Below are 22425 nucleotides of genomic sequence, written 5' to 3'. Positions count from 1 at the left end.
AAATTCAGAGATGTTTCTCATGGCGTGTTTAGAATCAGCAGCTTTGCTGTGGTGGCCGAAGAGCTCCCTCATCAGAATTCGTCTTGTGTTTGTCGCCTAAGGCTGCGCGCCTTACGCTTCTTCTGTTTAAACTGTTGTGGAAATAAGCTGTTTCATCCTTGATTGAAGCAAGCTTCTGTTAATTGCATTCAAATATGCTTTTGCAGATGCTTCCAATACGTCCTGTGCTGCCCCTCGCCCTGTAAATTCATCACCATTGAAAGTAAGGTTGATGACTGCTTCACCTAAAGCATCCCGGCCTTTTCCGATGGAAGAAACCCTGTAGTCCAATACATGGACTTTTCCGTCAATAATACGTTCAAGTGTATTGAAGATCGCTTCGACGCTTCCAGCCCCGTTGCAGGCATCTTCCTGAATTGTTCCATCAGGCACTTTGACACGGGCTGTGGCCATTGGGCTGTCCTCTGTTCCATAATGGACTTGAACGGATTCAAGTTCGTAGACAACAGCATCTTCATCCTTCAACTGCTGTTGTGTCAATATGGTCCATAAATCTTCAGATGTGATTTCTTTTTTACGATCAGCCAATTGCTTGAATTCCTTAAATGCCTGGTTGAGTGCTTCCTTGTCAAGCTGGAACCCCATGGACTTTGCTCGGTCATTAAAGGCATGGCGGCCTGAATGTTTGCCAAGAACCAAATTGTTCGATTCTTCCCCGATCAACTCTGGGGTAATGATTTCGTATGTTGTCGGCTCTTTCAATACGCCGTCCTGGTGAATTCCCGATTCATGTGCAAACGCATTTTTACCGACAATAGCTTTGTTCGCCTGGATTGCCATACCAGTCAACTGGCTGACAAGCTGACTTGTACGTTTAATTTCATTCAATGTTAAATTGGTTTGGACCTTGTAAGCGTCTTTTCTTGTATATAGAGCAACGCCTACTTCTTCAAGTGCGGCATTTCCGGCTCTTTCGCCCAACCCGTTGATTGTTCCTTCCACTTGATCCGCGCCATTTTCAATAGCTGCAAGTGTATTGGCTACAGCCATTCCCAAGTCATTATGACAATGGGAAGACAATTTCACTTGATCGACGTTCGGTACATTGTCTTTCATGTATTTGAACATTGCCCCATATTCATGAGGTGTTGCATATCCGACTGTATCAGGAAGGTTGATGACAGAAGCACCTGCTTTTATCGCTTGTTCCACGATATGCGCAAGGAATGCGGGGTCGGAACGGAATGCATCTTCAGCAGACCATTGGACAATCGGGAAAAACTGTTTAGCATATTTAATTGACTCAACTGCTGTTTCCACGACTTGTTCCGGTGTCTGTTTCAATTTATAAGTCATGTGAATGGGTGATGTTGCTATGAATACATGAAGTCTTGGGCATTCAGCCACTTTAAGGGCTTCCCAAGCTGCATCGATGTCTGATTTGACGGAGCGAGCCAATCCGGTGACAGAAGAATTTCTAATTGTGGAAGCAATTTGTCTTACTGCATCCAAATCGCCAGGAGAGGCGGCGGGGAAACCCGCCTCCATTACATCCACTCCAAAGCGCTCCAACTGCTTCGCTATTTCAAGCTTTTCGGCTGTGTTTAAGTTAACTCCTGCCGACTGCTCTCCGTCACGAAGTGTCGTATCAAAGATGTCAATTTTTCTCACTAGTTACCACTTCCTTGCCGGCTTTCTTTTTGCCGGCTTTGACAAACGGCATCATTTCGCGAAGTTCTTGACCGACTTTTTCGATTAAGTGCTCGCTTTCACGCTGGTTGATTGCGTTAAATTCAGGTCTGTTCAATTGGTTCTCAAGCAACCAGCCTTTAGCGAATTTTCCAGTCTGGATGTCATCCAAGATGTCTTTCATGCGCTCTTTTGTATCAGCATTAACTACACGTGGACCAGATACGAAATCTCCCCATTGTGCTGTATCGGAGATGGAGTAGCGCATACCAGCCAATCCGTCTTCATACATAAGGTCAACGATCAATTTCAATTCATGCAAGCACTCGAAGTATGCAACTTCTGGCTGATATCCAGCTTCTACAAGTGTTTCGAACCCAGCTTTTACAAGAGCTGTAGTTCCTCCGCAAAGTACTGCTTGCTCTCCGAATAGGTCTGTTTCTGTTTCTTCTTGGAAAGTTGTTTCCAATACGCCGGCGCGGGCACTTCCGATTCCTTTTGCATATGCTAAAGCGATGTCTCTAGCGTTGCCTGTAGCGTCTTGGTAGATAGCGAATAGAGCCGGTACGCCAGCACCTTCCTGGAATGTACGTCTTACTAAGTGACCAGGTCCTTTAGGTGCAGCCAAGAATACGTCAACGTTGGACGGAGGAACGATTTGGCTGAAGTGTACGTTGAATCCGTGAGCAAATGCCAATGCTTTTCCTTCAGTCAATTCTGGTTTGATTTCATTTTCATATACTGCTGTTTGCCTTTCGTCCGGAAGAAGGATCATGATGATGTCCGCTTGGGATGCTGCTTCTCTAACAGTGTAAACTTCATGTCCGTCTTCTTTAGCCGCCTCAGCAGATTTTCCTGGTCTGATACCGACGATTACGTCAAATCCGCTTTCTTTCAAGTTGCTTGCATGTGCATGTCCTTGGGAACCGTAACCCATGATTGCGATTTTCTTTCCTTGGATTGCTGCCTCATTGATTTCGTTATTGTAGTAAACTTTTGCCATTTGTAATACATCTCCCTTTTTATAATTGTAATATTGATAGTTGTGGTGTATCTTGCTTTTGCTGCTCCCGGACGAAGGCGGTTGACCCTGTCCTTGAAATATCTTTGATGCCATAAGGCTTCAATAGTTCGATAAATGCTTCGACTTTTGAAGGTTCGCCAGTGACTTGGACTGTGATGATATTTTTGCCAATGTCAATGACTGTTGCCCTGAACGGTTCGATGATGCTGTATACTTCGCTTCGAGCCGACGGTGGGCAAGATACCTTGATAAGTGCCAGCTCACGGGTCACCGCCTTATCGGTGATATCCGTCACCTTAAGCACATCAATCTGCTTTTGCAATTGTTTTGAGAGCTGTTCCATTTTGGCTGGATCATCAATTGGAACAATCAGAGTCATTTTGGAAATGCCCGGGTTTTCTGTAGGGCCGACTGTGATGCTCTCAATATTGAACTGTCTTTTTGAGATTAGTCCGGTAATTCTGTTTAACACGCCGCTATTATTGTTGACTGTTAATGTTACAACGCGTTTCATTCTCCCACCCCGATCATTTCATGTAGTCCTGTGCCTGGTGCAACCATTGGATATACATTCTCTTCCTGTACGACGCGGCAGTCGATTAAAACCGGCTCTTTGCTGTTCAGCGTTTTTTCAAATACATCTTTGGCCTCTTGCTCATTCTCGACTTTGTATCCTTTGATTCCATATGCTTCAGCCAATTTAATGAAGTCAGGCTGATCAGGAATGAGGGACTGGGAATATCTTTCATCGTAAAAACTCTCTTGCCATTGGCGTACCATTCCTAGGGCCTTGTTATTTAAGATGACAATCTTGATTGGAAGATTAAATTCTCTGACAACAGATAATTCTTGCAGACACATTTGGAATCCTCCATCTCCCGAAATGGATACGACAGTTTTGTCGAGATCAGCTAACTGAGCGCCGATCGCCGATGGGAAACCAAAGCCCATGGTGCCAAGTCCCCCAGATGTAACCCAATGGTTCGGCCTGCTGAATTCGTAATATTGGGCGGTCCACATTTGGTGTTGCCCTACGTCCGTTGTAACAATGGCATCGCCGCCGGTTATCTCATGGATCATTTTGACAACATGCGGTGAGGAAAGCTTGTTACCGTTGGACACCGGTTTTTTAAATGGATATTTTTCCTTATACTCTTGGATATGCTCTGTCCAGGCAGAGATATCAGACAATTCAAAGTCCATCTCAACAAGTTCTTTCAAAACCGTCTTTGCATCCGCAACAATCGGGATTTCAGTAGGGACATTTTTACCGATTTCTGCCGGATCGATATCGATGTGGGCAACTGTTGCATTCGGTGCAAAATATTTCAAATTCCCAGTTAACCGGTCATCGAAACGCGCTCCAAAGTTGATTAGCAAGTCGCATTCCGTGATAGCCATGTTGGATGCATAAGTTCCGTGCATACCAGCCATTCCCAAAAACTGGTGATGGTCTCCGGGAATGCTTCCAAGCCCCAAGAGAGTATTTGTAATCGGAAATCCTGTCTTTTCAACGAATGCCTTTAACTCGTCAGCTCCTTTTGAAAAGATGACGCCCGCACCGGCCAAAATAAGCGGCTTTTTAGCTGTCGACATGACATTGGCAAGCTTTTGAAGTTGTAAATAGTTAGGCTTTGTAGTTGGCTGGTAGCCCGGCAAATGAAGCGGATTATCCGGGTATTCTCCGGCCGTTTCAGTCGCGATGTTTTTAGGAATGTCAATCAATACAGGCCCCGGTCTTCCACTGTTGGCGATGTAGAACGCCTCTTTGATGATTCGGCCGAGATCTTCAAGGTTCTTCACTTGATAATTATGTTTTGTGATCGGCATTGTAATTCCGATGATATCGGATTCCTGGAAAGCATCTGTTCCAAGGACTGCGCTCGCTACCTGACCTGTGAATATAACAAGCGGAATAGAATCCATCATCGCATCTGCAATACCTGTAACAAGGTTTGTGGCACCCGGTCCTGAAGTTGCTATTACAACACCAGGTTTACCGGTTACCCGTGCATATCCTTCCGCTGCATGGATGGCCCCCTGTTCATGTCTTGTCAGAATATGTTTGATGGGGTTTTTATATAATGCATCGTAAATCGGAAGTACGGCGCCTCCCGGGTAGCCGAATATTAATTCTACGTTCTCTTTTTGTAATGCTTCAATAAACAAGTCTGCCCCTGTCTTCACTTGTTCCTTCGCGGCCGTGTCTGACTGTTGGCTGCCTGCTTTTATCGGGAAACCTATACTCACCACTAGCGCCTTCCTTTCAATTTTTATTTTTTTGCTTGTACTGACGGTATGAGGACTGTTTTTATTGCAAATAAAAAAGTTTTTTCAGCCCACACAAAAGGAGAACCTTTTATGCAGGGATGAAAAAACTTTCATGGTACCACCCTACTTTACAGTGTCAATCACTGACTTAAGAACAACTACACAGCTGTTCATTGATAACGGGAACTCCTAAGTATCCCCGTGAATCCCTAATCACTTCCGCTTTCAGGATTCCGGCTCCAAGGCGATGTCGCGAATGACTGCATTGCCGGCTTCCAGCATTACCGGCTCTCTGTGAATGCAGGGATTCATCCACTTTTTCCTCATCATTGCCTTCAATTTTATATTTTCATGACTCCGCCTGTACTTGCGGATGTAACCAATTTCGAATATCTTGCCAAATAGCCTTTTTTGATTTTCGGCTCAAATGGTTTTAATTGATCTTTACGTTCGGCTAGTATCTCATCATCTACAAGCAATTGAATTGTACGGTTCACTAAATCTATGAAAATTTCATCGCCGTTTTCAACCAATGCAATCGGTCCGCCTTCAGCAGCCTCTGGTGAAATGTGGCCAATTGAAATTCCGCGGGAAGCTCCGGAGAAGCGTCCATCAGTAATTAAAGCAACCTCTTTGCCAAGGCCTCTCCCAGCAATAGCCGATGTAGGAGCGAGCATTTCCGGCATTCCTGGTCCGCCTTTCGGTCCTTCGTACCGGATAACCACTACATGGCCCGCCTGGACAGTCCCGTCATTGATGCCTTTTTGGGCATCTTCCTGGGAATCGAAAACAATCGCTTTTCCACGGAAAGTTTTAATGGATGGATCGACTGCTCCCACTTTGATGACCCCGCCGTTTGGAGCGATATTCCCGTAAAGGATAGATAACCCTCCAACTGGACTATATGCATTTTCCCTTGGTCTTATGACTTCAGAATTTTTAATTACGCTGTCTTTTACATTTTCGTAAACTGTTTTGCCTGTGACTGTCAGGCGATCTGCTTCAACCGCGCCCATCTCACATAGTTCGCGGATGATGGCACTGATTCCGCCGGCATCATGGATATCTTGCATCGTGTAGTCTGAAGCCGGAGCGATTTTCGCCAAATATGGGACTCTTTCAGCCACTTTATTGATTCTAGATAAATCGTAATCTATTTCAGCCTCATGTGCAATAGCCAATGTGTGCAAAACTGTATTTGTTGATCCGCCCATTGCCATATCAAGCGCAAATGCATCGTCAATGGTTCGTTCAGTCACAAGGTCTCTAGGTTTTATGTCCTCTTTTACCATTCGGATCAAATGGCGGGCCGCCTCTTTGATCAAACGGTGCCGCTCATCAGAAGTGGCAACGATTGTCCCGTTTCCTGGAATTGTCATACCAAGCATTTCCATCAAGGAGTTCATGGAGTTGGCTGTAAACATTCCGGAACAGGAACCGCATGTCGGACATGCATTTTGTTCAATGTCTAGAAGTTTTTCGGCAGTCATTTTTCCGGCATGGTACGCACCGACACCTTCAAAGACCGATGTCAATGTTAGTGGTTCTCCTTCGGATGACGTACCGCCTTCCATCGGTCCACCTGATACAAATATGGAAGGGACATTCGTTCTGAATGCAGCCATCAGCATGCCGGGAGTGATTTTATCGCAATTCGGAATATAGAATACTCCATCAAACCAGTGTGCGTTGATGACTGTTTCTGCGGCATCAGCAATCAATTCGCGGCTTGGGAGTGAATAGCGCATTCCGATGTGTCCCATCGCAATTCCATCGTCTACTCCGATTGTGTTAAATTCAAACGGTACTCCGCCCGCTTCCCAAATCGCTTCTTTGACAACTTCCGCAAATACATTCAAATGTTTATGTCCGGGAATAATATCGATATATGAATTACAGACACCAATAAATGGTTTGTCCAGATCCTTTGTTTTAATACCGGTAGCATAAAGCAAACTTCGGTGAGGGGCACGATCGATCCCCTTTTTTATCATATCACTGCGCATCGTCATCCCCCTCTAATCTTAGCTGACATGTAATGATTCGCTGTAAACTTTTACTCCATCTGTCAAGGTTATCTCTCTGAAGCTTGAAAGCAGATCATTTGTTACAGGACCTGGCTTGCCTTCACCGATGACACGTCCGTCCACTTTTACAACAGCAATGACTTCCGCTGCAGTTCCTGTCAGGAATACCTCGTCAGCTGTATAAACCTCATGTCTGGTGAACATGGCTTCTTCAACTTCATAGCCTTTCTCTCTTGCAATTTCGATGATGGTATTTCTCGTAACTCCCACGAGCGCTCCTACATGCCCCGGAGGAGTCAACAGTTTGTTACCTTTCACAATAAATATATTATCAGCAGAACCTTCAGCAACATATCCTTGGTCGTTCAGCATTAACGCTTCTTGTACGCCAGCAAGGTTTGCTTCTATTTTTACAAGAATATTATTTAAATAGTTTAATGATTTGATCATCGGATCGAGTACATCCGAACGGTTGCGCCGGCTGGCTACTGTAGCAATCTCGATTCCTGAATCATACAGCTCTTCAGGGAAAATTCGAAGAGGCTCGGCAATCACTATCACAGAAGGCTTCCTGCAGTTTGCCGGGTCAAGCCCAAGATCTCCGACTCCACGAGAAACGACCAGGCGAATATACCCATCTTTCAGATTATTTCTTCGGAGAGTTTCCACAAGAATTTGTGTCATTTCCTCCTGTGTATACGGTATATCAATCATAATGGATTTGGCGGATTCATACAGGCGTATGAGATGCTCATTCAGGCGGAATATATTGCCGCCGTATGAACGGATTCCTTCAAAAACACCATCCCCATACAAAAATCCATGGTCATATACCGAAATAACGGCTTCTTCCTTTTTCACATAGCTGCCGTTGAGGAATATCCACTGCTCACTCACCTTTGTTCGCCCCTCTCGCACATTTGTCGTTTGTGGATGTATTATATTGTTCCTAATCATAACGCTGATTACATGTTTCGTCAACCATTTTTCAGAATCTTATAGCTGCTCATAAGCAGCTGCAAAACCTGTATCCGTTTACATATTGATTATATCAACCTTTCCTATTTTAAACTTTTTTTGAAAGCTTTGTTAGAAAAGAGTTATATTGTTTTCAGGGCTATATTAACGTGGTTTTTCAGTAAATAATTCGAATAATATCTTATTTTTATATTGAAGATTACAAAAATATAAAATATAAGGTAAAATGAAGGAAATTGAAGGTTTCAGAGACAGGTGATCTGAAGTTGATTTATCAGTTTAGGATATTAAAAGGCTTGATTTACCCTAAAAGAAGTTTTTTCCAACTGGAAAAAGCAGAAACCGTTTATGGTCTACACCCGAAAATATGGCTGCTCTTTTTAATAAGCGCTCTTGTTTTTGGCATATCGGGTTTTGTAGGCATAGGGTCTCATGTATTTTCCTCAAAATTAACGGAAGTTCCCAATGAAGAGTTTGAATGGCTGAAAATCTACTTTGTTTCGGGACGGTTGATTCTTGGATTTCTCTATGCAGCCTTAATTATTTTCTTCCAAGCACTTTGGTTCTGGACACTTACCGACGTCCCCTATACCAAACTTGTTGCATTACAGGCTTTTGTATTTCCCATTTTTCTATTTGAGCAGGTAGTAAATATTGTGCTTGCCGCGCAAATGAATTTGCCCTGGTTCTCTTCCCCATTTTCTATGGGTCCGGCTGCTCAGCACATGACTGAAAAACCATTTTTGATTTATTTTCTTGGATGTATCTCTTTATTTAAAATTTGGGCTATTTCGATCCAGCTTTATGGCCTGCGTATCTTAAGCAGCCGGAGCCCAGTGACATCATTTTTTATCACTCTTGGTATGCATGTCATTTTTTGGCTCGGTACCGCAATTCTGGCTCTACTTGATTTTAATAAGATCTTATAATGAAAGTGTGCTGTGGCAATGAATAAGTGGCTTCGCTTACTAGTTGTAATAGGAATAACAGTTTTTCTAACAGCAAACATTGTGCTAATCGGCAGGGAGAACAGCAAAGTCAGCCGGGTTAATCATATTACAGACTGGTCCCTGATACGGAAAACGGACATTGTTCATTCAATGCCCGTCGATGGAGTGATTACAGAAGCCGAGAGACACTATGTAATGGCCGATAAGGATGAAACCATAAAGGAATTCTATGTCAATGAAGGCGATTCTGTTGAAGCGGGAACCCCTCTGTTCGCTTACCAGGGTGAAAAAATTGACAACCTTGCCGCTCAACTGAATGCGGAGATAGAAAGCCTGCATTCAAAGAAAAACAGTATCCAGATTCTTATCAACAACTTAAAGTCCATGCCTCCTCCCGTTTCATCGAGACCAACTTACACAGATTCATATTACAATATCGATTCCGATACTGATTACAACGATCCACAGCCTCTTCCTGAAACTTATCAGGATTTTAATCAGGCTGAATGGCAGCAGACCATTGATAAAGAAATCGGTGAAAAAACATTGGAGATGGAAAAGATTGAAGCGGATATTAAGAAACTGGAGAAACAAAGAGACACGTTTCTAATTGACAAGGAAAAGCTGTCAATTACAAGTCCCATCGCAGGGATTATCAAAGAAATTAATCCAGACTCAAACAAAATCATGACAATCGCTTCCAATGAGACAGTGCTGAAAGGGGAACTAAACGAGGAGCAGTTGGGCAAAGTAAATGAAGGGATGAAAGTGAAAGTCCTTTCTCACTTGTTCGAAGGTCGCTTAACCGGGGAAATTAGTCAAATCGTCAAACTGCCGTCGGACAATCCCGATCATAAAAACAAAAGTCTTTATCCCTTTATGGTTACCTTTGAAAAAGAAAACAAGGATGTACACATCGGTTACCATGTTACTGCGGATATCATTTTAGAAGAGGCAAACAACGTTCCGGCCATTTTCGGAAAAAGCATTAGGGATGAAGATGAAAAGTCTTATATTTGGATTTTAAACGAAAAAGGATTGACTGAAGAGAGGGAAATTGCCACGGGATTGAATGTGGGAAACCTTTATTCAATTACAAAAGGAGCACAGGAGGGGGAATTGTACGTTACGGATCAGCGTGACGCAGTGAAGCAGGCTCCATTCATAACCCCGTTGGACGTTTATCAATTAAACAGAACTGCATTAAAAGACATTACACGAAAGCAAGTCATCAAATATATTCTTATGGGGATATTGCAGCATTAAAAATAAATGCCGGGCACCATAACTTGATGCTCCGGCCTTATTTGTGTTTACTCAGACTTTAATTTACTTGCTGCCTCTGTATCTAGGATGATGATAGCATTTGAATGTTTTTGCAGTACAGAGGCGGGGCAATCCACCGTAACAGCCCCCTCAATCATACTTCTTACCGCTTCCGCTTTACCTTCCCCAAATGCCAGCATCAAAACCTCTTTTGCAGACATAATGGAAGAAATCCCCATTGTAATAGCTTTCGTCGGAACGTCTTCCTCTTTTTCAAAAAATCGTTTATTGGCCTCTCTCGTGGATGGAGTCAACTCGGCAATATGCGTTACTGAATCAAAGGAGGTGCCCGGTTCATTGAAGCCGATATGGCCGTTTGGCCCCATACCTAATATTTGTAGGTCAACGGGATGTTTTTTGAGAATTCCCTCATAGCGTTCACACTCTTGTTCAGGATCCTCAGCCACACCATTAGGGACATAAGTTGCAGCGAAATTCATATATTTGAATAATTCTTCGTTCATATAATAATTGTAGCTTTGGGGATCAGTCGGTTCCAACCCAACATACTCATCCAAATTAACAGTTGTCACATGAGATACATCAGTATTCGTATTACGGAGTTTTTCATAAAGCTTCAAAGGGGTGCTTCCTGTAGCAAGGCCGATTGTTCTCAACCCACTTTCAAGGCGTTTCATTACAATCTCAAAAGCTGCTTGTGTGGCTTCTTCGGGGCTTTCGAATATTAACACATTCATACTTTTTCCTCCTAACAAGTATCGGCGCAAAACAATTATTCTTTTATCTGTTTTCTCATTGGCCGGTCACTGCTATTCATACAGCAACCCTTAATCAGTATAAAATACACCCTGTTCTATACTTCAATGGGGCATTCTTAACCATACATCGAACATCTATTAATTATAAATGTCATTTTTTTCGGTTACAATAAAAAAAAGCCGATACCCAAAATTTTTTTAGCACCAGTTCAAGACCTTTTGATTATGGACTCAAGCTTCTTCATGTATATGTTAAATTTCGATTTCACTACATCCCGACCCAAAAAACCTTGCCTTATTTTCAATGAAAATGGCAAGGTTTTTTCTCTATCAGATTCCATCCAGAGCCTGTTTCAGGTCCTCCCAAATATCTTCCCATGCTTCAAGACCAACAGACATTCTGATTAATGTATCAGTTATTCCCATTTTTTTCCGTTCTTCCTCAGGTACGACAGCATGGGTCATCGTAGCCGGATGCTGAATCAATGTTTCGGTGTCACCCAGACTTACCGCAAGGCGAATGAGCTTTACTCGGTTTAAAATTGCTTGTGCATCCTCTTTGCTTCCCTTTACTTCAAAGCTGATCATCCCTCCCGGCAGTTTCATCTGCCGCTTGGCAAGGTCATATTGCGGGAACTCGGAATCCCCAGGGTAGAACATTCGCCCAACCTTCGGATGCGCTTTTAAATTGCCGGCAATTTTTTCGGCATTTTCGCAGTGGCGGTCAAGTCGTACTGCTAGTGTCTTCAACCCGCGCAACAGCAGCCAGGCATCAAAAGGAGACATAATTCCACCGATATCTTTTCTCATAGTGACGCCCATTTCAGCTATCTCATCTTTATCTGCACCAACTACAAGACCCGCAACTACATCACCATGACCCCCAATATATTTGGTGGCGCTGTGTACAACATAGTCGCATCCCAAGGCAAGCGGCCTTTGCAAATACGGTGAACAAAATGTATTATCAACGACAACACGTATATCGTGTTCCTTTGCTATGCTTACAATCATTTCAAGGTCGACCAGCTTCATTGTCGGATTGATTGGGGTCTCAACATAAATCACTTTCGTGTTCTCACGAATAGCTGACCTGACCGTTTCCTCACTATCCATACTAATCAAATTGTGATTGATCTTATATTTCTTCTCCATCAATTGTAAAAGGCCGAATGTACATCCATAAATACCATCAGAGCATAGAATATGGTCGCCTGTATTCGTCAAATGGAAAAGTGTTGCACTTACAGCCGCCATTCCTGAAGCAAATGCAAGAGCCGCCTCCCCCTGTTCAAGTACTGTCATTCTCTCCTCAAGAGCTTTTACAGTTGGGTTTCCCAGCCTTGAATAAATGTGCCCTTCAGATTCCCCCGCAAATCGTCTCTCCCCTTCTTCGGCGGAAGGAAATGTATATGTCGAAGTTTGAAAAATGGGCGGGACGAGGCTTCCATGGTGATCGGATGGTTTATACCCGGCATGTATGACATCCGTTTCAAATCTATTTATTTTTTCCAAGTCAATAACCTCCTGAAATACTTATTATTCATATTCTATGATATTGACCCACAGATGAAAAGAAAATCATTTATCTTGATTGGAAAAATATGGTTACATTATTAAAAAAATGTAACATTTTGTATTATTAACATGAATTGTGAAATTTTTATGCTAGACTTGCTTAAAAGCTACATATTTAGGGGGAATAAATAGTGAAGAAAAAGTTAGTGGGCGGCGTGGCTACAGTAGCATTAGTAGCAACTTTTTCTGGAGAAGCTTCTGCTGCAAGCCACGAAGTAAAGCCTGGGGACACTCTTTGGAAGATAGCAAACCAATACAAAACCACTGTCACTAATATAAAAAATTTGAATAAATTAAACAGTGATATCATCTACCCAAGGCAAGTACTCAAAATAGATGGAAACAAAAAAACAGGCAGTACGTCAACTGCTCCGACTGCCAAAACCTCAACAAACAGTTCGGCCACTGCCTCTAACTCGAAAGATACATACGTTGTTAAATCAGGAGACTATCTGATTAAGATTGCGAATTCTCACGGCATTTCCCTTTCCCAATTAAAGCAATGGAACGGACTGACATCTGATCTTATCAGACCAGGACAGGTTTTAAAAGTATCAAAGAGAGGCGGCAGCAGTTCATCTGCACCGACCGCTGGATCTCCTTCAAATTCAAGGCCGGCAGCAAACAGTAGCAACAACAACACTGCAAATGCAACTACATATAAGGTTGTCGCTGGCGATACACTCGGTCGCATAGCAGCAAAATACGGTACAACTGTTGCAAAGTTGAAACAGGCAAACGGATTAAGATCTGACTTGATTTATGTTGGACAAGTCCTGCGTCTGAGCGGCCAAGCTCCTACCGGGAACAATGTCAAACAACCGGCTGCTCCTTCGAAACCAGCCCCATCAAAAGTCGGTAATGTAGTCCAAGTGGCCAAACAGCATATTGGAACTAAATATGCTTGGGGTGGAACATCTCCTTCCGGATTTGACTGCAGCGGATTCATTTACTATGCATTTAAACAAGCTGGCCACAACATCAGCAGAATGGGAACAGACGGATACTACAATCGCTCGTATTATGTAAAAAGCCCACAGGCCGGTGACCTGGTCTTCTTTAAAAATACATATCGAAGTGGTATTTCACATATGGGAATCTACCTGGGAAGCAACCAATTTATCCATGCGGGAAACAATGGAGTTGAGGTATCCAGCTTGAATAATTCCTATTGGAAAAGCAAATTCGACGGATTCAAGAAGTTTTATTAATACGAAAACCGTAACGCGGAAAAGCGTTACGGTTTTTTATTTTAACTTGCTTTTAATATCGAATAATTTCATTTTTGCTTCCAATAATAAGACCATTCACTAGCATAGACTGGAGGTAAATGATGTTTAAGAAAATGGTCATTGCAGTTCTTTTATATTCTATTTCTTATGCTGTCCCCCATAACGTCGATGCCTCTTTGAACGTGGATAGCCGAAAAAATGTCATCTTCATGGTGATGGACGGAACAAATTCGGACGTCATTACATTGGCCAGGCATTATAAGGGCAAAGCACTTGCATTGGATGAAATACTGTCAGGAGGAGTCCGTACCTATTCTTTGCGATCGGCCATTACCGACTCAGCAGCTGCTGCAACCGCCATGGCCACTGGTCAGAAAACGATCGTGGATTTTATTGGAATGGTTCCCGTTGAAGAAAAAGACGGAACGTTCAGAGGACGGCCAGTGGCAAACGTTTTAGAAGCTGCAAAAGAAAAAGGGCTGGCAACAGGCATCGTTGCCACAGCTCCTGTTCAACATGCCACACCTGCTGCTTTTTCAGCGCACTCTAACAGCCGCCATCAAATGAAAGAGATCGGTATTCAGCAAGCCCATCAGAATTTCGATGTCATGCTTGGCGGCGGAAAAAAATATTCATTTGCCAAAATGGAAGGGATGCTAGATCATGTTTCCACTAAGAATGAGTTGATGGATTCTAACAGCCGGCAGCTCATTGGTTATTTTTCCGAAGAAGACATGGCCTATGATTTTGACAGGAAAAAGCTGCATCCGAAACAGCCTTCCCTTGCTGAGATGACTAAAAAAGCCCTTCAAACACTTGATCGAAACCCTAGTGGTTTTCTTCTCTTTATAGAGGGGAGCAAGGTTGATTTTGCCGGACACAAAAACGACCCTGTTGGAATGATCAGCGAGGTCCTGGCATTTGATGAAGCTGTTAAAGTAGCTCTGCAATTTGCCAAAGAAGACCAAAACACCCTTCTAATCGCTGTCGCAGACCATGGAAACAGCGGATTGACAATGGGAAACAGACAAACGGATCAAACGTATCCAGAAACACCATCAGAAGAGTTTACAGAACCTTTAAAGAAAGCTTCCCTTACTGTGGCAGGTGCTATATCCCAATTAAAGCAAAACAAGTCTAATATTGAAGATGTCCTAAAAAGCTATGGCCTGGATAATCTTACAAAAACTGAAATTAAGCGGTTAAAAAAAGAAAAAGATATAGAAAAAGCGATGGTTCAAATGATGACCCAACGTGCCCATTTAGGTTTCACCACCCGCGGGCATTCAGGTGAGGATGTCTTTCTCTACACCTATGGGGGTAAAGGCGTCTTGCATAAGCCGCAGGGTCTCATTAATAATACGGAGCTGCCTGGATATGTCATCAAGCATCTCGCACTTCCCCCACTTTCCGAGCTTACAAAAAAAAGATTCGTCCCTGCAAAAGAGCATTACATCAATATGGGATTTAAGACAGAAATAAAAGTGAAGGAAAACAAACAAGCCATCTTTATAGCGAAAAAAAGCGGCACATTCATCCAATATCCTGCCAACCAAAATATCAGGATAGTAAATGGCAGAAAAGAGACTCTCAATGGGATTTCCGTATATAATGGGAAAGATTTTTGGATACCGATACAGTGATAAAGACAAGTACAAGGGCCCTAGCCCATAGCGGGCAAATAATTGGATTCACGAGGAAAGAGTTTGCAGGAGAATAGTGATACACGTGGGGCTAGGCTATACCTCTTGCCCAAGGACAGCCTTTTTGTTTCAGTTGGACTAAGCATACACACATGTACTTTATTTATATTTTATTCTTTAAAAAAGACCAGCCATTTCCGCTGGTCTTCCATTTTGGGGTGGTCAAACGAGGATACATTTGAATCGGACTATCGGGGATGAAAATCGATGGATCTCTCTCTAGGAGGTTTTACGGTTTGTTGAAGAGAAGTGTTCGGGTGTACGTTGTTTTAATAGAAGTTCAAGGTGATGGATCCGTTGGGATAAAGAATGGATTTGCTGGTTGGCTTTTCCAAGCTTGAAAATGAGGTCACTAATAAGGAGTTCCAGGGAATCACCTTGACCGGCTCTTCTCAAATGTTCACCTCCTTTAAGTCATTAGACTGGCTTGATACAGCAGGCCTCTCTACTGGTGTTCTTTCTCCCATGAACTTTACTGAATCTGCAACGACCTCTGTAACATAAATTTTTCTTCCATCAGGGTTCTCGTAATTTCTCGTTTGTATTTTCCCAATGACTCCGACTATGGAACCCTTACTGCAATACTTGGCAGTATTTTCAGCAATCTTGCTCCAGAGCGTGCAAAGGACAAAATCTGCATCAATTTCACCTTGGGAATTTCGGTAATGGCGGTTAAGCGCCAGCGTGATATTTAAAACAGCTTTCCCTTCCACCGTATACCGAAGCTCTGGATCTTTTGTCAGCCTTCCGACCAATGTAACCTGATTGATCAATTGATCACTCCTTTATGTTTTAGTACCCATATTTTATAAGCGAACCTTTATAATGTAAAATCCCCAAAAATCACTTTTCCTCAAAGAATTCATCTCAAAATAAACTGTTCCCTATAATCAAATTTAGAGTTTCATTCGTTTTTCTGTACCTATATAAGAATATTGGATGTTTTTAAAAAACATCAAACTTTGAAGGACCATGTCGAATAAAGAGGTCTCTTATAGGTATGAAGGGGAAATGGGAAAATGATATACTTTAAAAAAGAACATATGGAGGAGACTCGATTTGAAAACTTTTAAAATCGTAGCCCTGCAAATAGTCGATGATCACCTTGAAACCAAAAATATTCCACTTACAGATGGATTGATCATCAACAAAGAGAATGAGGAAGGAAGCTGGATAATTGAGGCTTATGTCGACAACCGGTTTCAATCTTATTTCGAGTCTATTCATGAAAAGGGAGAGCCTTTTGAAATTCGGGTGATCATCACCCATGCTGCTAACGATCCAGCCCCTTTCACTGTCTCGATTCATTCCATCAAACAGGTGAAAGACCATATCAGTGTTTTGTTTATAGGGCGTCTGAGCAAGCGCAGAAACGAATACTTGGAATTACTACTGGCCGATTTGATAAAAGAAGGATTGAGCGGAGAAGAATTGCTAAAAGAGTTCAGAGCAAGAATAAGAATAAAGCAGCCTGTTTCCAAGGAATAAAAAAAAGCGGGTAGCCCCGCTTTTTATTTGTTATCGTCTTCATCCATACGATTGTTATTGTTGTCCAAATCATTATTGTCTGTATCAAGACCGTCATTATTGTCCAGGTTGTCGCCGTTATTCATGTCATTATTGTCGTTGACGCCATTGTTATCATTGACACCATTGTTATCATTGACGTCATTGTTGTTCTGGACTCCATTATTGTCATTTGGCGGGGGTGGCTCTTGGTCATTATTTGCACATCCCGCAAAAAGCAATGATGACAGGGCTACTGCCCCCATGATTTTTCCAAACTTTGGATTCATTTGGTAAGCTCCTTTCAGATTTTTTAGGCCCACTTCAAGTGGGTGGATTGGCTTATGCCAATTTCCGTTTGTTATAGGACCTGATTGGTCTGATTTTAGCTTTCCCAAATTCCCCAAATTTCTTCAATCTTTTTTCGAATACTTTTCCATCAATACCCTAAATGTCTCTTTACCACTATTCCCCAAGGGCAAACATAATTTCTGTTTCGCAAACAATCTCTTCACCCACACGGGCGACGCCTTTTCCTTTGCCGATTGGTCCTTTTACCCGAATGATTTCCACTTCCAAATGAAGCTGGTCGCCCGGTTTCACTTGACGCTTAAAACGGCATTTATCAATTCCAGTGAAAAACGCAAGCTTTCCGCGATTTTCCTCTCTTTTGAGCATGGCTACTGCCCCCACCTGTGCAAGTGCCTCCACAATCAAAACCCCAGGCATGACTGGATAGTCCGGAAAATGCCCATTGAAATACTCCTCATTTGCTGTGACGTTTTTTATTCCGACAGCACGTTTGCCTTCCTCAATTTCGAGAATCCGGTCAACAAGTAAAAATGGGTATCGGTGTGGGATTATTTCTTTTATTTCCTGAATATCCATTATCATTCATTCCTCCCAAAATTAAAAGTATAGAAAAGCGCAAGGCTCGCATCCTTGGGTGACAAGAACAAGGCGAATCTTGTGAAGAAGTTCCCTCGTTTCACCACAGGGAACGACTTGACCCTTGCGCTGATGGTCCCTGGAACTAGACATAACAGATACTAGTTCAATAAAAGAAAATAAGGCTAAATTTATACTTTCATTCCTTTTAAAATAGCTGACAGCCTTCACTTTTTCTTATTCACTAAATCGACAATGTGGGTCCATGTTTCTTTTTTCAAAGCATCCTGCGGTTTTCCATCACCCAGCACAGCATACCCTGTTATGATACCGGCAATCAAACTGATGACGGTTAAGAAAATGACAATCAACACTCTCAGCCAAATGGGGATGAGCCGAACTTTGATTTTTGTTAAAGACTCTCCCGTATTTTTTTCTTTGTTTCGCTTTTTATCGATTTTCTCACGTGTCTTAGATTGATCTTTACTGATAAATTTAGCCGACATAGAAAAAAACTCCTTTTGGCCGTTCGGTTACATGAATGAACGAAAAAAATTAACGTATTCCATTAATTAGACCCATCATTTGATCGGCAAATGTAATGGATCTGGATTGGAACTGGATAGACCGTTGTGCTGCCATCAAGTCAGTCATTTCCTGTCCAATATCAACATTTGACGCTTCCAATACACCCTGCTGAAGTGAAATCTCCTGTCTTCCTGCTCCAGTCAAATCAACATAAATCAGATTTTGATTATTATTCGTTCCGTCCGGCAGCCCTATAAGTGTTTCTCCCTTTTGCTCCATGAACTGGGGTTTGTTTAAAGCGATGACTCCCAATTGATATGTAAGAATCTCTCCATTGCCCAATGTTGCTTCCAGGGTTCCGGGCTGAATCATCTTAACGTCATCAACTTTCCCGGAAAAGGTGATGACTTGGTTGTTTTCATCTAAAACCGGATGACCATCTTTCGTCGCAAGCATCCACTGGTCTCCCGCGTTAACAATATCCAGTTCACCATTACGGGTAAAACGGATTTGTGGGACTCCGCCTTCTTGGACTCTTACTTTTAAATATTGATTCTCTTTAGTAAAAGCCACATCGAGAGAACGTCCGGTTGTTTTCAATGATCCCTGCTTTGAAAGCATAGCTGTCTGTGAAATCATCATTCCGGGACTTTGGCGAATACCCAATGGGGATTGTCTGCCAATCTCGGAACCGGCAGAAGAATAGTTGTTGATTTGCTGAGCCATCAAATCCGCAAAAGAAGCTTCCCTTTTCTTATACCCTGCAGTTTCAGCATTTGCTATGTTATGACCGATCAAATCCACTTGTTTGTGTAATTGTCCAAGTGTATTAACTGCGGCTACCATTGTTCTATTCATTCTTCTTCACCTTCTTATCCGTTTACCCGCCCAACTTCATTGACTGCTTTATCCAGGCTCCGGTCATATGCCTGCACCACTTTCTGGTTTGCTTCAAAAGTCCTGTAAGCAGTGATCATGTCAGTCATTGAGCGTGACATATCGACATTCGATTTTTCAACAAACCCCTGAGAAATTGTAAAATCGACATTTTCGGCAATTGGAAGAGCAGCGTTATTTTCCGTCCGGAATAGTCCGTCTCCCTCTTTTGCCAGATTTTCGGGGTTATCCGCTCGTACAATTCCAAAACGGGCGATTTGTATCCCGTTTTCTGTAATCCATCCGGATTCATCTACCTCAAACCGATCGCTGGTCACCCGAATTTGATTTCCGTTCATATCGAGAACAGGCCAACCGTTTTCTGTCGTTATTGTGCCCGATGGATCAACTGTAAATCTGCCATTTCGGGTATATTTTACCTGACCGTCTTGTTCCACTGAAAAAAAGGCGGTTCCCTCTGCCCTATCAAATAGAGCGAAGTCGGTGGGCCGCTCCGTCTGAATGCTATCCCCCTGCACAAAACGTGGAAGCATCTCCTGGACATATACGCCGGTATGCAGTGTTCCTACCCGTTCTGACCGGCTTTTGCCTGCATTGAAACGTTCAATAAGCATTTCCGGAAAAGCACGTACATTAGAATGGTCCGCTTTGAATCCCGGTGTCTGGGCGTTAGCCATATTGTTCGTCAACATTTCCGTTTTTCGCTGAGAAGCATACATTCCTGATGCTGCTGTAAAAAGGCCTCTTAGCATTGATCATGCCCCCTTATCAAATGCGCCTTGGCTTATTTGCGCCCAGATTTTATCGATCTTCACTCGATAAATTTCCTCTGAAAATCTGTGGCATCCGCCGGAGGCTTTAATTTTATTCAGCCGGGGTTTGAACCCCCGCTGAATGGAATACCATTATGCATTCATCTCACCACTTATAGAAGTGGGAGATTTTTGCTGAATGAAGTTAAACAATACTGCGCCTGGCAATCCGATCGATATTTTCAAGCATGATTCCCGTACCAATCGCAACGGCGTCCATCGGCTCATCTGCCACTAAAACCGGAACTCGCAACTCCTCTGCAAGCAATTGGTCAATTCCATGGAGGAGCGCTCCGCCGCCTGTTAATATGACACCTCTGTCAATAATATCTGCAGAAAGCTCCGGCGGTGTTTTTTCCAATACATTTTTTGCAGCCTGAACGATGACATCGACCGACTCTCTTAAAGCGCCTTCTATTTCTTTAGAAGTAACAGTGATAGTCCGCGGAAGACCATTTACCAAATCACGGCCGCGTATTTCCATTTCCTCATCACGAGCACCTGGGAAAACTGTACCAATATTGATTTTGATATTTTCAGCTGTCCTTTCTCCGATCAGCAGCTTGTACTCTTTTTTAACGTAATTTAAGATATCGTTGTCAAAGTTGTCGCCTGCCATCTTTATAGAAGCGGACGTCACAATGTCGCCCATCGAAAGCACAGCCACATCCGTAGTGCCTCCACCGATATCGATGACCATGTTTCCACTCGGCTGAAAAATATCCATTCCCGCACCGATTGCTGCAACTTTAGGTTCTTCCTCAAGGTAGATTTTCTTCCCGCCGCTTTTTTCCGCCGCTTCTTTGATCGCTTTCTGTTCAACGCTTGTAATATTTGTCGGGCAACAAATAAGAATGCGGGGCTTTGATAAAAATCCCTTCACATTCAATTTATTGATAAAATGCTTCAACATTGATTCCGTAACATCAAAATCGGCAATGACCCCATCCCTTAAAGGACGAATGGCTACAATATTTCCCGGCGTCCGTCCAACCATGCGTCTGGCCTCTTCGCCAACCGCAAGGACTTTACTCGTATTCTTATCTATAGCCACAACCGATGGCTCATTCAAGACGATTCCCTGCCCCTTTACATGAATCAGAACATTAGCCGTTCCCAAGTCAATGCCGATATCTTTTGCAAACATTTTTTATCCCTACCTTCATATATTCAAACTTCATTATGTACATTTCCGATGAACACACATATCCCTAATTATATATTTTATCATACCCTAGCCCTAAAAAGGAATGAAGGATTGACAAAATTATAGGTTTTTTGACATAGAGGAAAGCAAAGTGTGACTTTTAGCGATGCCTTTTTAAAGTTAAAAAGTAAAAGAAGAAGGCCTACAACTTCCTGCCTTCCTCTCGAGAATTATTTTTGAAGCTCGGCTTTCTTATATTTCTGCTTGGTCGCTTCTCCTCCCCTGAGATGTCTGATTGATTTATGATATTCCAAAATGCCTTTCACCTGGTTTGCAAGCTCCGGATTAAGTTCCGGAAGTCTTTCAGTCAAATCTTTGTGGACAGTACTTTTGGATACGCCAAACTCCTTCGCAATCATGCGAACCGTTTTTCTCGTCTCCACGATATACTTTCCAATCTTGATCGTTCGCTCTTTGATGTAATCGTGCACACCACTCGCCCTCCCTGAATTGGATGTGAGGAGTGTGAAATGAGACTCGTCTTTTGTATATACATGCTGGATCTGCTTTTTTGGAACTTTCCTTCTGTTCCACAGCATACTGTACGGATAGGAAATCATCTTTTACAAATCAAGCTATTTTACAGGAATTAAACAAATATCGAATTGAATGTAGGCTCTATTTAAACGATTGCTCACCTCAAGCACTCTCTGTTTTTATCGTGTTGCTATCATCTTATTTGTCCAGTTGAAGATATATGCTCGAAAAAGGCAATAAGGACAAGGCGGTGGACAAAATATTTTCAGTAAAAGCTGGTATTGGAAATGCAGTCTTTTTTAATTCAAAAAAAGAGGCTGGGACAAAACCCAGTAAAAAAAAGAGTGGCATCCACCAACATAAGTTGGTGCAGATGCCACTTTTTATTTGTTTTAGAAAGTAAAAAAGGATACCTTCTGATAAAATTAAAGTCACCACAACAATAAATTAATCGGAGGTATCCTTATGTTTAAACATTATAACATGAATCAGATCGTTTTGCCGTTGGACTTGGAAATAAAACTTCAGGAGAATGATATTGCCTATGCCGTCAACGATGTGGTGGAAAGAATTCCGGACGAAGCTTTCGCCGGTTTTCTGCGTGAAACGGGCT

The 22425-nt window shown here is 42.6% G+C and carries 22 protein-coding genes and 1 other annotated feature; of the genes, 5 read left to right on the top strand and 17 right to left on the bottom strand.

Features of this window, described 5'->3' with window-relative positions; all coding sequences use genetic code 11:
- Positions 1-126 precede the first annotated feature (126 nt).
- The 6 genes from C509_RS0108860 to ilvE all read right to left on the bottom strand — a co-directional run bounded on the left by C509_RS0108860 (position 127) and on the right by ilvE (position 7908).
- Complete coding sequence (locus C509_RS0108860) at positions 127-1671, bottom strand: 2-isopropylmalate synthase (protein WP_018706570.1); 1545 nt, start codon at positions 1669-1671, stop codon at positions 127-129.
- Positions 1658-2692 (bottom strand): ketol-acid reductoisomerase, encoded by a 1035-nt coding sequence (ilvC, locus tag C509_RS0108855; RefSeq protein ID WP_018706569.1) that lies wholly within the window; start codon positions 2690-2692, stop codon positions 1658-1660. The genes C509_RS0108860 and ilvC overlap by 14 nt, the downstream gene beginning before the upstream one ends.
- Positions 2693-2711: 19 nt before the next feature.
- The gene (gene ilvN / locus C509_RS0108850) at positions 2712-3227 is read right to left on the bottom strand and encodes an acetolactate synthase small subunit (protein WP_018706568.1); all 516 of its coding nucleotides are present in this window, start codon (positions 3225-3227) and stop codon (positions 2712-2714) included.
- Positions 3224-4963 (bottom strand): acetolactate synthase large subunit, encoded by a 1740-nt coding sequence (gene ilvB, locus C509_RS0108845; protein ID WP_018706567.1) that lies wholly within the window; start codon positions 4961-4963, stop codon positions 3224-3226. The genes ilvN and ilvB overlap by 4 nt, the downstream gene beginning before the upstream one ends.
- 112 nt (positions 4964-5075) lie before the next feature.
- Positions 5076-5323: a binding site (T-box leader), on the bottom strand.
- 2 nt (positions 5324-5325) lie between these two features.
- A complete protein-coding gene (ilvD, locus tag C509_RS0108835; protein ID WP_018706566.1) occupies positions 5326-6990 on the bottom strand; it encodes a dihydroxy-acid dehydratase in 1665 nt (554 codons plus the stop codon).
- Between the two features lie 18 nt (positions 6991-7008).
- A complete protein-coding gene (gene ilvE / locus C509_RS0108830; RefSeq protein WP_018706565.1) occupies positions 7009-7908 on the bottom strand; it encodes a branched-chain-amino-acid transaminase in 900 nt (299 codons plus the stop codon).
- A gap of 317 nt (positions 7909-8225) precedes the next feature.
- Here ilvE and C509_RS0108825 point away from each other — a divergent pair, with 317 nt between their 5' ends.
- Positions 8226-8918, top strand: a complete 693-nt coding sequence (locus C509_RS0108825) for a hypothetical protein (RefSeq protein WP_154654379.1) — start codon at positions 8226-8228, stop codon at positions 8916-8918.
- Between the two features lie 18 nt (positions 8919-8936).
- Positions 8937-10205 carry an efflux RND transporter periplasmic adaptor subunit gene (locus tag C509_RS0108820; RefSeq protein WP_018706563.1) on the top strand — a complete coding sequence of 423 codons (1269 nt, stop codon included), beginning with the start codon at positions 8937-8939 and terminating at the stop codon, positions 10203-10205.
- A gap of 47 nt (positions 10206-10252) precedes the next feature.
- Here the strand turns inward: C509_RS0108820 and nagB are convergent, their stop codons facing one another.
- Both nagB and megL read right to left on the bottom strand, forming a co-directional pair.
- A complete protein-coding gene (gene nagB, locus C509_RS0108815) occupies positions 10253-10963 on the bottom strand; it encodes a glucosamine-6-phosphate deaminase (RefSeq protein ID WP_018706562.1) in 711 nt (236 codons plus the stop codon).
- A gap of 351 nt (positions 10964-11314) precedes the next feature.
- Positions 11315-12499, bottom strand: coding sequence for a methionine gamma-lyase (megL, locus tag C509_RS0108805; RefSeq protein ID WP_018706560.1), 1185 nt, complete (start codon positions 12497-12499; stop codon positions 11315-11317).
- 194 nt (positions 12500-12693) lie between these two features.
- Between megL and C509_RS0108800 the strand changes: the two genes are divergently transcribed.
- Together C509_RS0108800 and C509_RS0108795 are read left to right on the top strand one after the other, a co-directional pair.
- Positions 12694-13773 carry a C40 family peptidase gene (locus tag C509_RS0108800; RefSeq protein WP_018706559.1) on the top strand — a complete coding sequence of 360 codons (1080 nt, stop codon included), beginning with the start codon at positions 12694-12696 and terminating at the stop codon, positions 13771-13773.
- Between the two features lie 122 nt (positions 13774-13895).
- Positions 13896-15437, top strand: a complete 1542-nt coding sequence (locus C509_RS0108795) for an alkaline phosphatase (protein WP_018706558.1) — start codon at positions 13896-13898, stop codon at positions 15435-15437.
- Positions 15438-15716: 279 nt separating this feature from the next.
- Here C509_RS0108795 and C509_RS26070 read toward each other — a convergent pair whose 3' ends face one another.
- Entirely contained in the window at positions 15717-15893 is a 177-nt protein-coding gene (locus C509_RS26070) for a hypothetical protein (protein ID WP_018706557.1), read from the bottom strand.
- Complete coding sequence (locus C509_RS0108785) at positions 15890-16270, bottom strand: single-stranded DNA-binding protein (RefSeq protein WP_018706556.1); 381 nt, start codon at positions 16268-16270, stop codon at positions 15890-15892. Before C509_RS0108785 ends, C509_RS26070 begins: the two co-directional genes overlap by 4 nt.
- Before the next feature lie 286 nt (positions 16271-16556).
- Here C509_RS0108785 and C509_RS0108780 point away from each other — a divergent pair, with 286 nt between their 5' ends.
- Positions 16557-16985 carry a YwpF-like family protein gene (locus C509_RS0108780; protein ID WP_018706555.1) on the top strand — a complete coding sequence of 143 codons (429 nt, stop codon included), beginning with the start codon at positions 16557-16559 and terminating at the stop codon, positions 16983-16985.
- A 23-nt stretch (positions 16986-17008) separates the two neighbouring features.
- On the opposite strand, the gene C509_RS23690 is transcribed toward C509_RS0108780, so the two are convergent.
- From C509_RS23690 to spoIIID, 7 genes are all read right to left on the bottom strand, one after another.
- The gene (locus tag C509_RS23690) at positions 17009-17293 is read right to left on the bottom strand and encodes a hypothetical protein (RefSeq protein ID WP_033369933.1); all 285 of its coding nucleotides are present in this window, start codon (positions 17291-17293) and stop codon (positions 17009-17011) included.
- A 175-nt stretch (positions 17294-17468) separates the two neighbouring features.
- On the bottom strand, positions 17469-17894 hold the full coding sequence (fabZ, locus tag C509_RS0108770) for a 3-hydroxyacyl-ACP dehydratase FabZ (protein ID WP_026319779.1): 426 nt from the start codon (positions 17892-17894) through the stop codon (positions 17469-17471).
- Positions 17895-18118: 224 nt separating this feature from the next.
- Complete coding sequence (locus tag C509_RS0108765) at positions 18119-18397, bottom strand: DNA-directed RNA polymerase subunit beta (RefSeq protein ID WP_018706552.1); 279 nt, start codon at positions 18395-18397, stop codon at positions 18119-18121.
- 49 nt (positions 18398-18446) lie between these two features.
- A complete protein-coding gene (locus tag C509_RS0108760; protein WP_018706551.1) occupies positions 18447-19277 on the bottom strand; it encodes a flagellar hook-basal body protein in 831 nt (276 codons plus the stop codon).
- A gap of 14 nt (positions 19278-19291) precedes the next feature.
- The gene (locus C509_RS0108755) at positions 19292-20068 is read right to left on the bottom strand and encodes a flagellar hook-basal body protein (RefSeq protein ID WP_018706550.1); all 777 of its coding nucleotides are present in this window, start codon (positions 20066-20068) and stop codon (positions 19292-19294) included.
- 205 nt (positions 20069-20273) lie between these two features.
- Entirely contained in the window at positions 20274-21275 is a 1002-nt protein-coding gene (gene mreB / locus C509_RS0108750) for a rod shape-determining protein (protein ID WP_018706549.1), read from the bottom strand.
- A 230-nt stretch (positions 21276-21505) separates the two neighbouring features.
- Entirely contained in the window at positions 21506-21766 is a 261-nt protein-coding gene (gene spoIIID / locus C509_RS0108745; RefSeq protein WP_018706548.1) for a sporulation transcriptional regulator SpoIIID, read from the bottom strand.
- Positions 21767-22425 lie beyond the last annotated feature (659 nt).

This window comes from Siminovitchia fordii DSM 16014 = CIP 108821 (assembly GCF_000374565.1).
Lineage (GTDB): Bacteria > Bacillota > Bacilli > Bacillales > Bacillaceae_C > Siminovitchia > Siminovitchia fordii.
The sequence above is the reverse complement of the archived record's forward strand: the minus strand, read 5'-3'. Positions and strand labels throughout refer to the sequence as shown.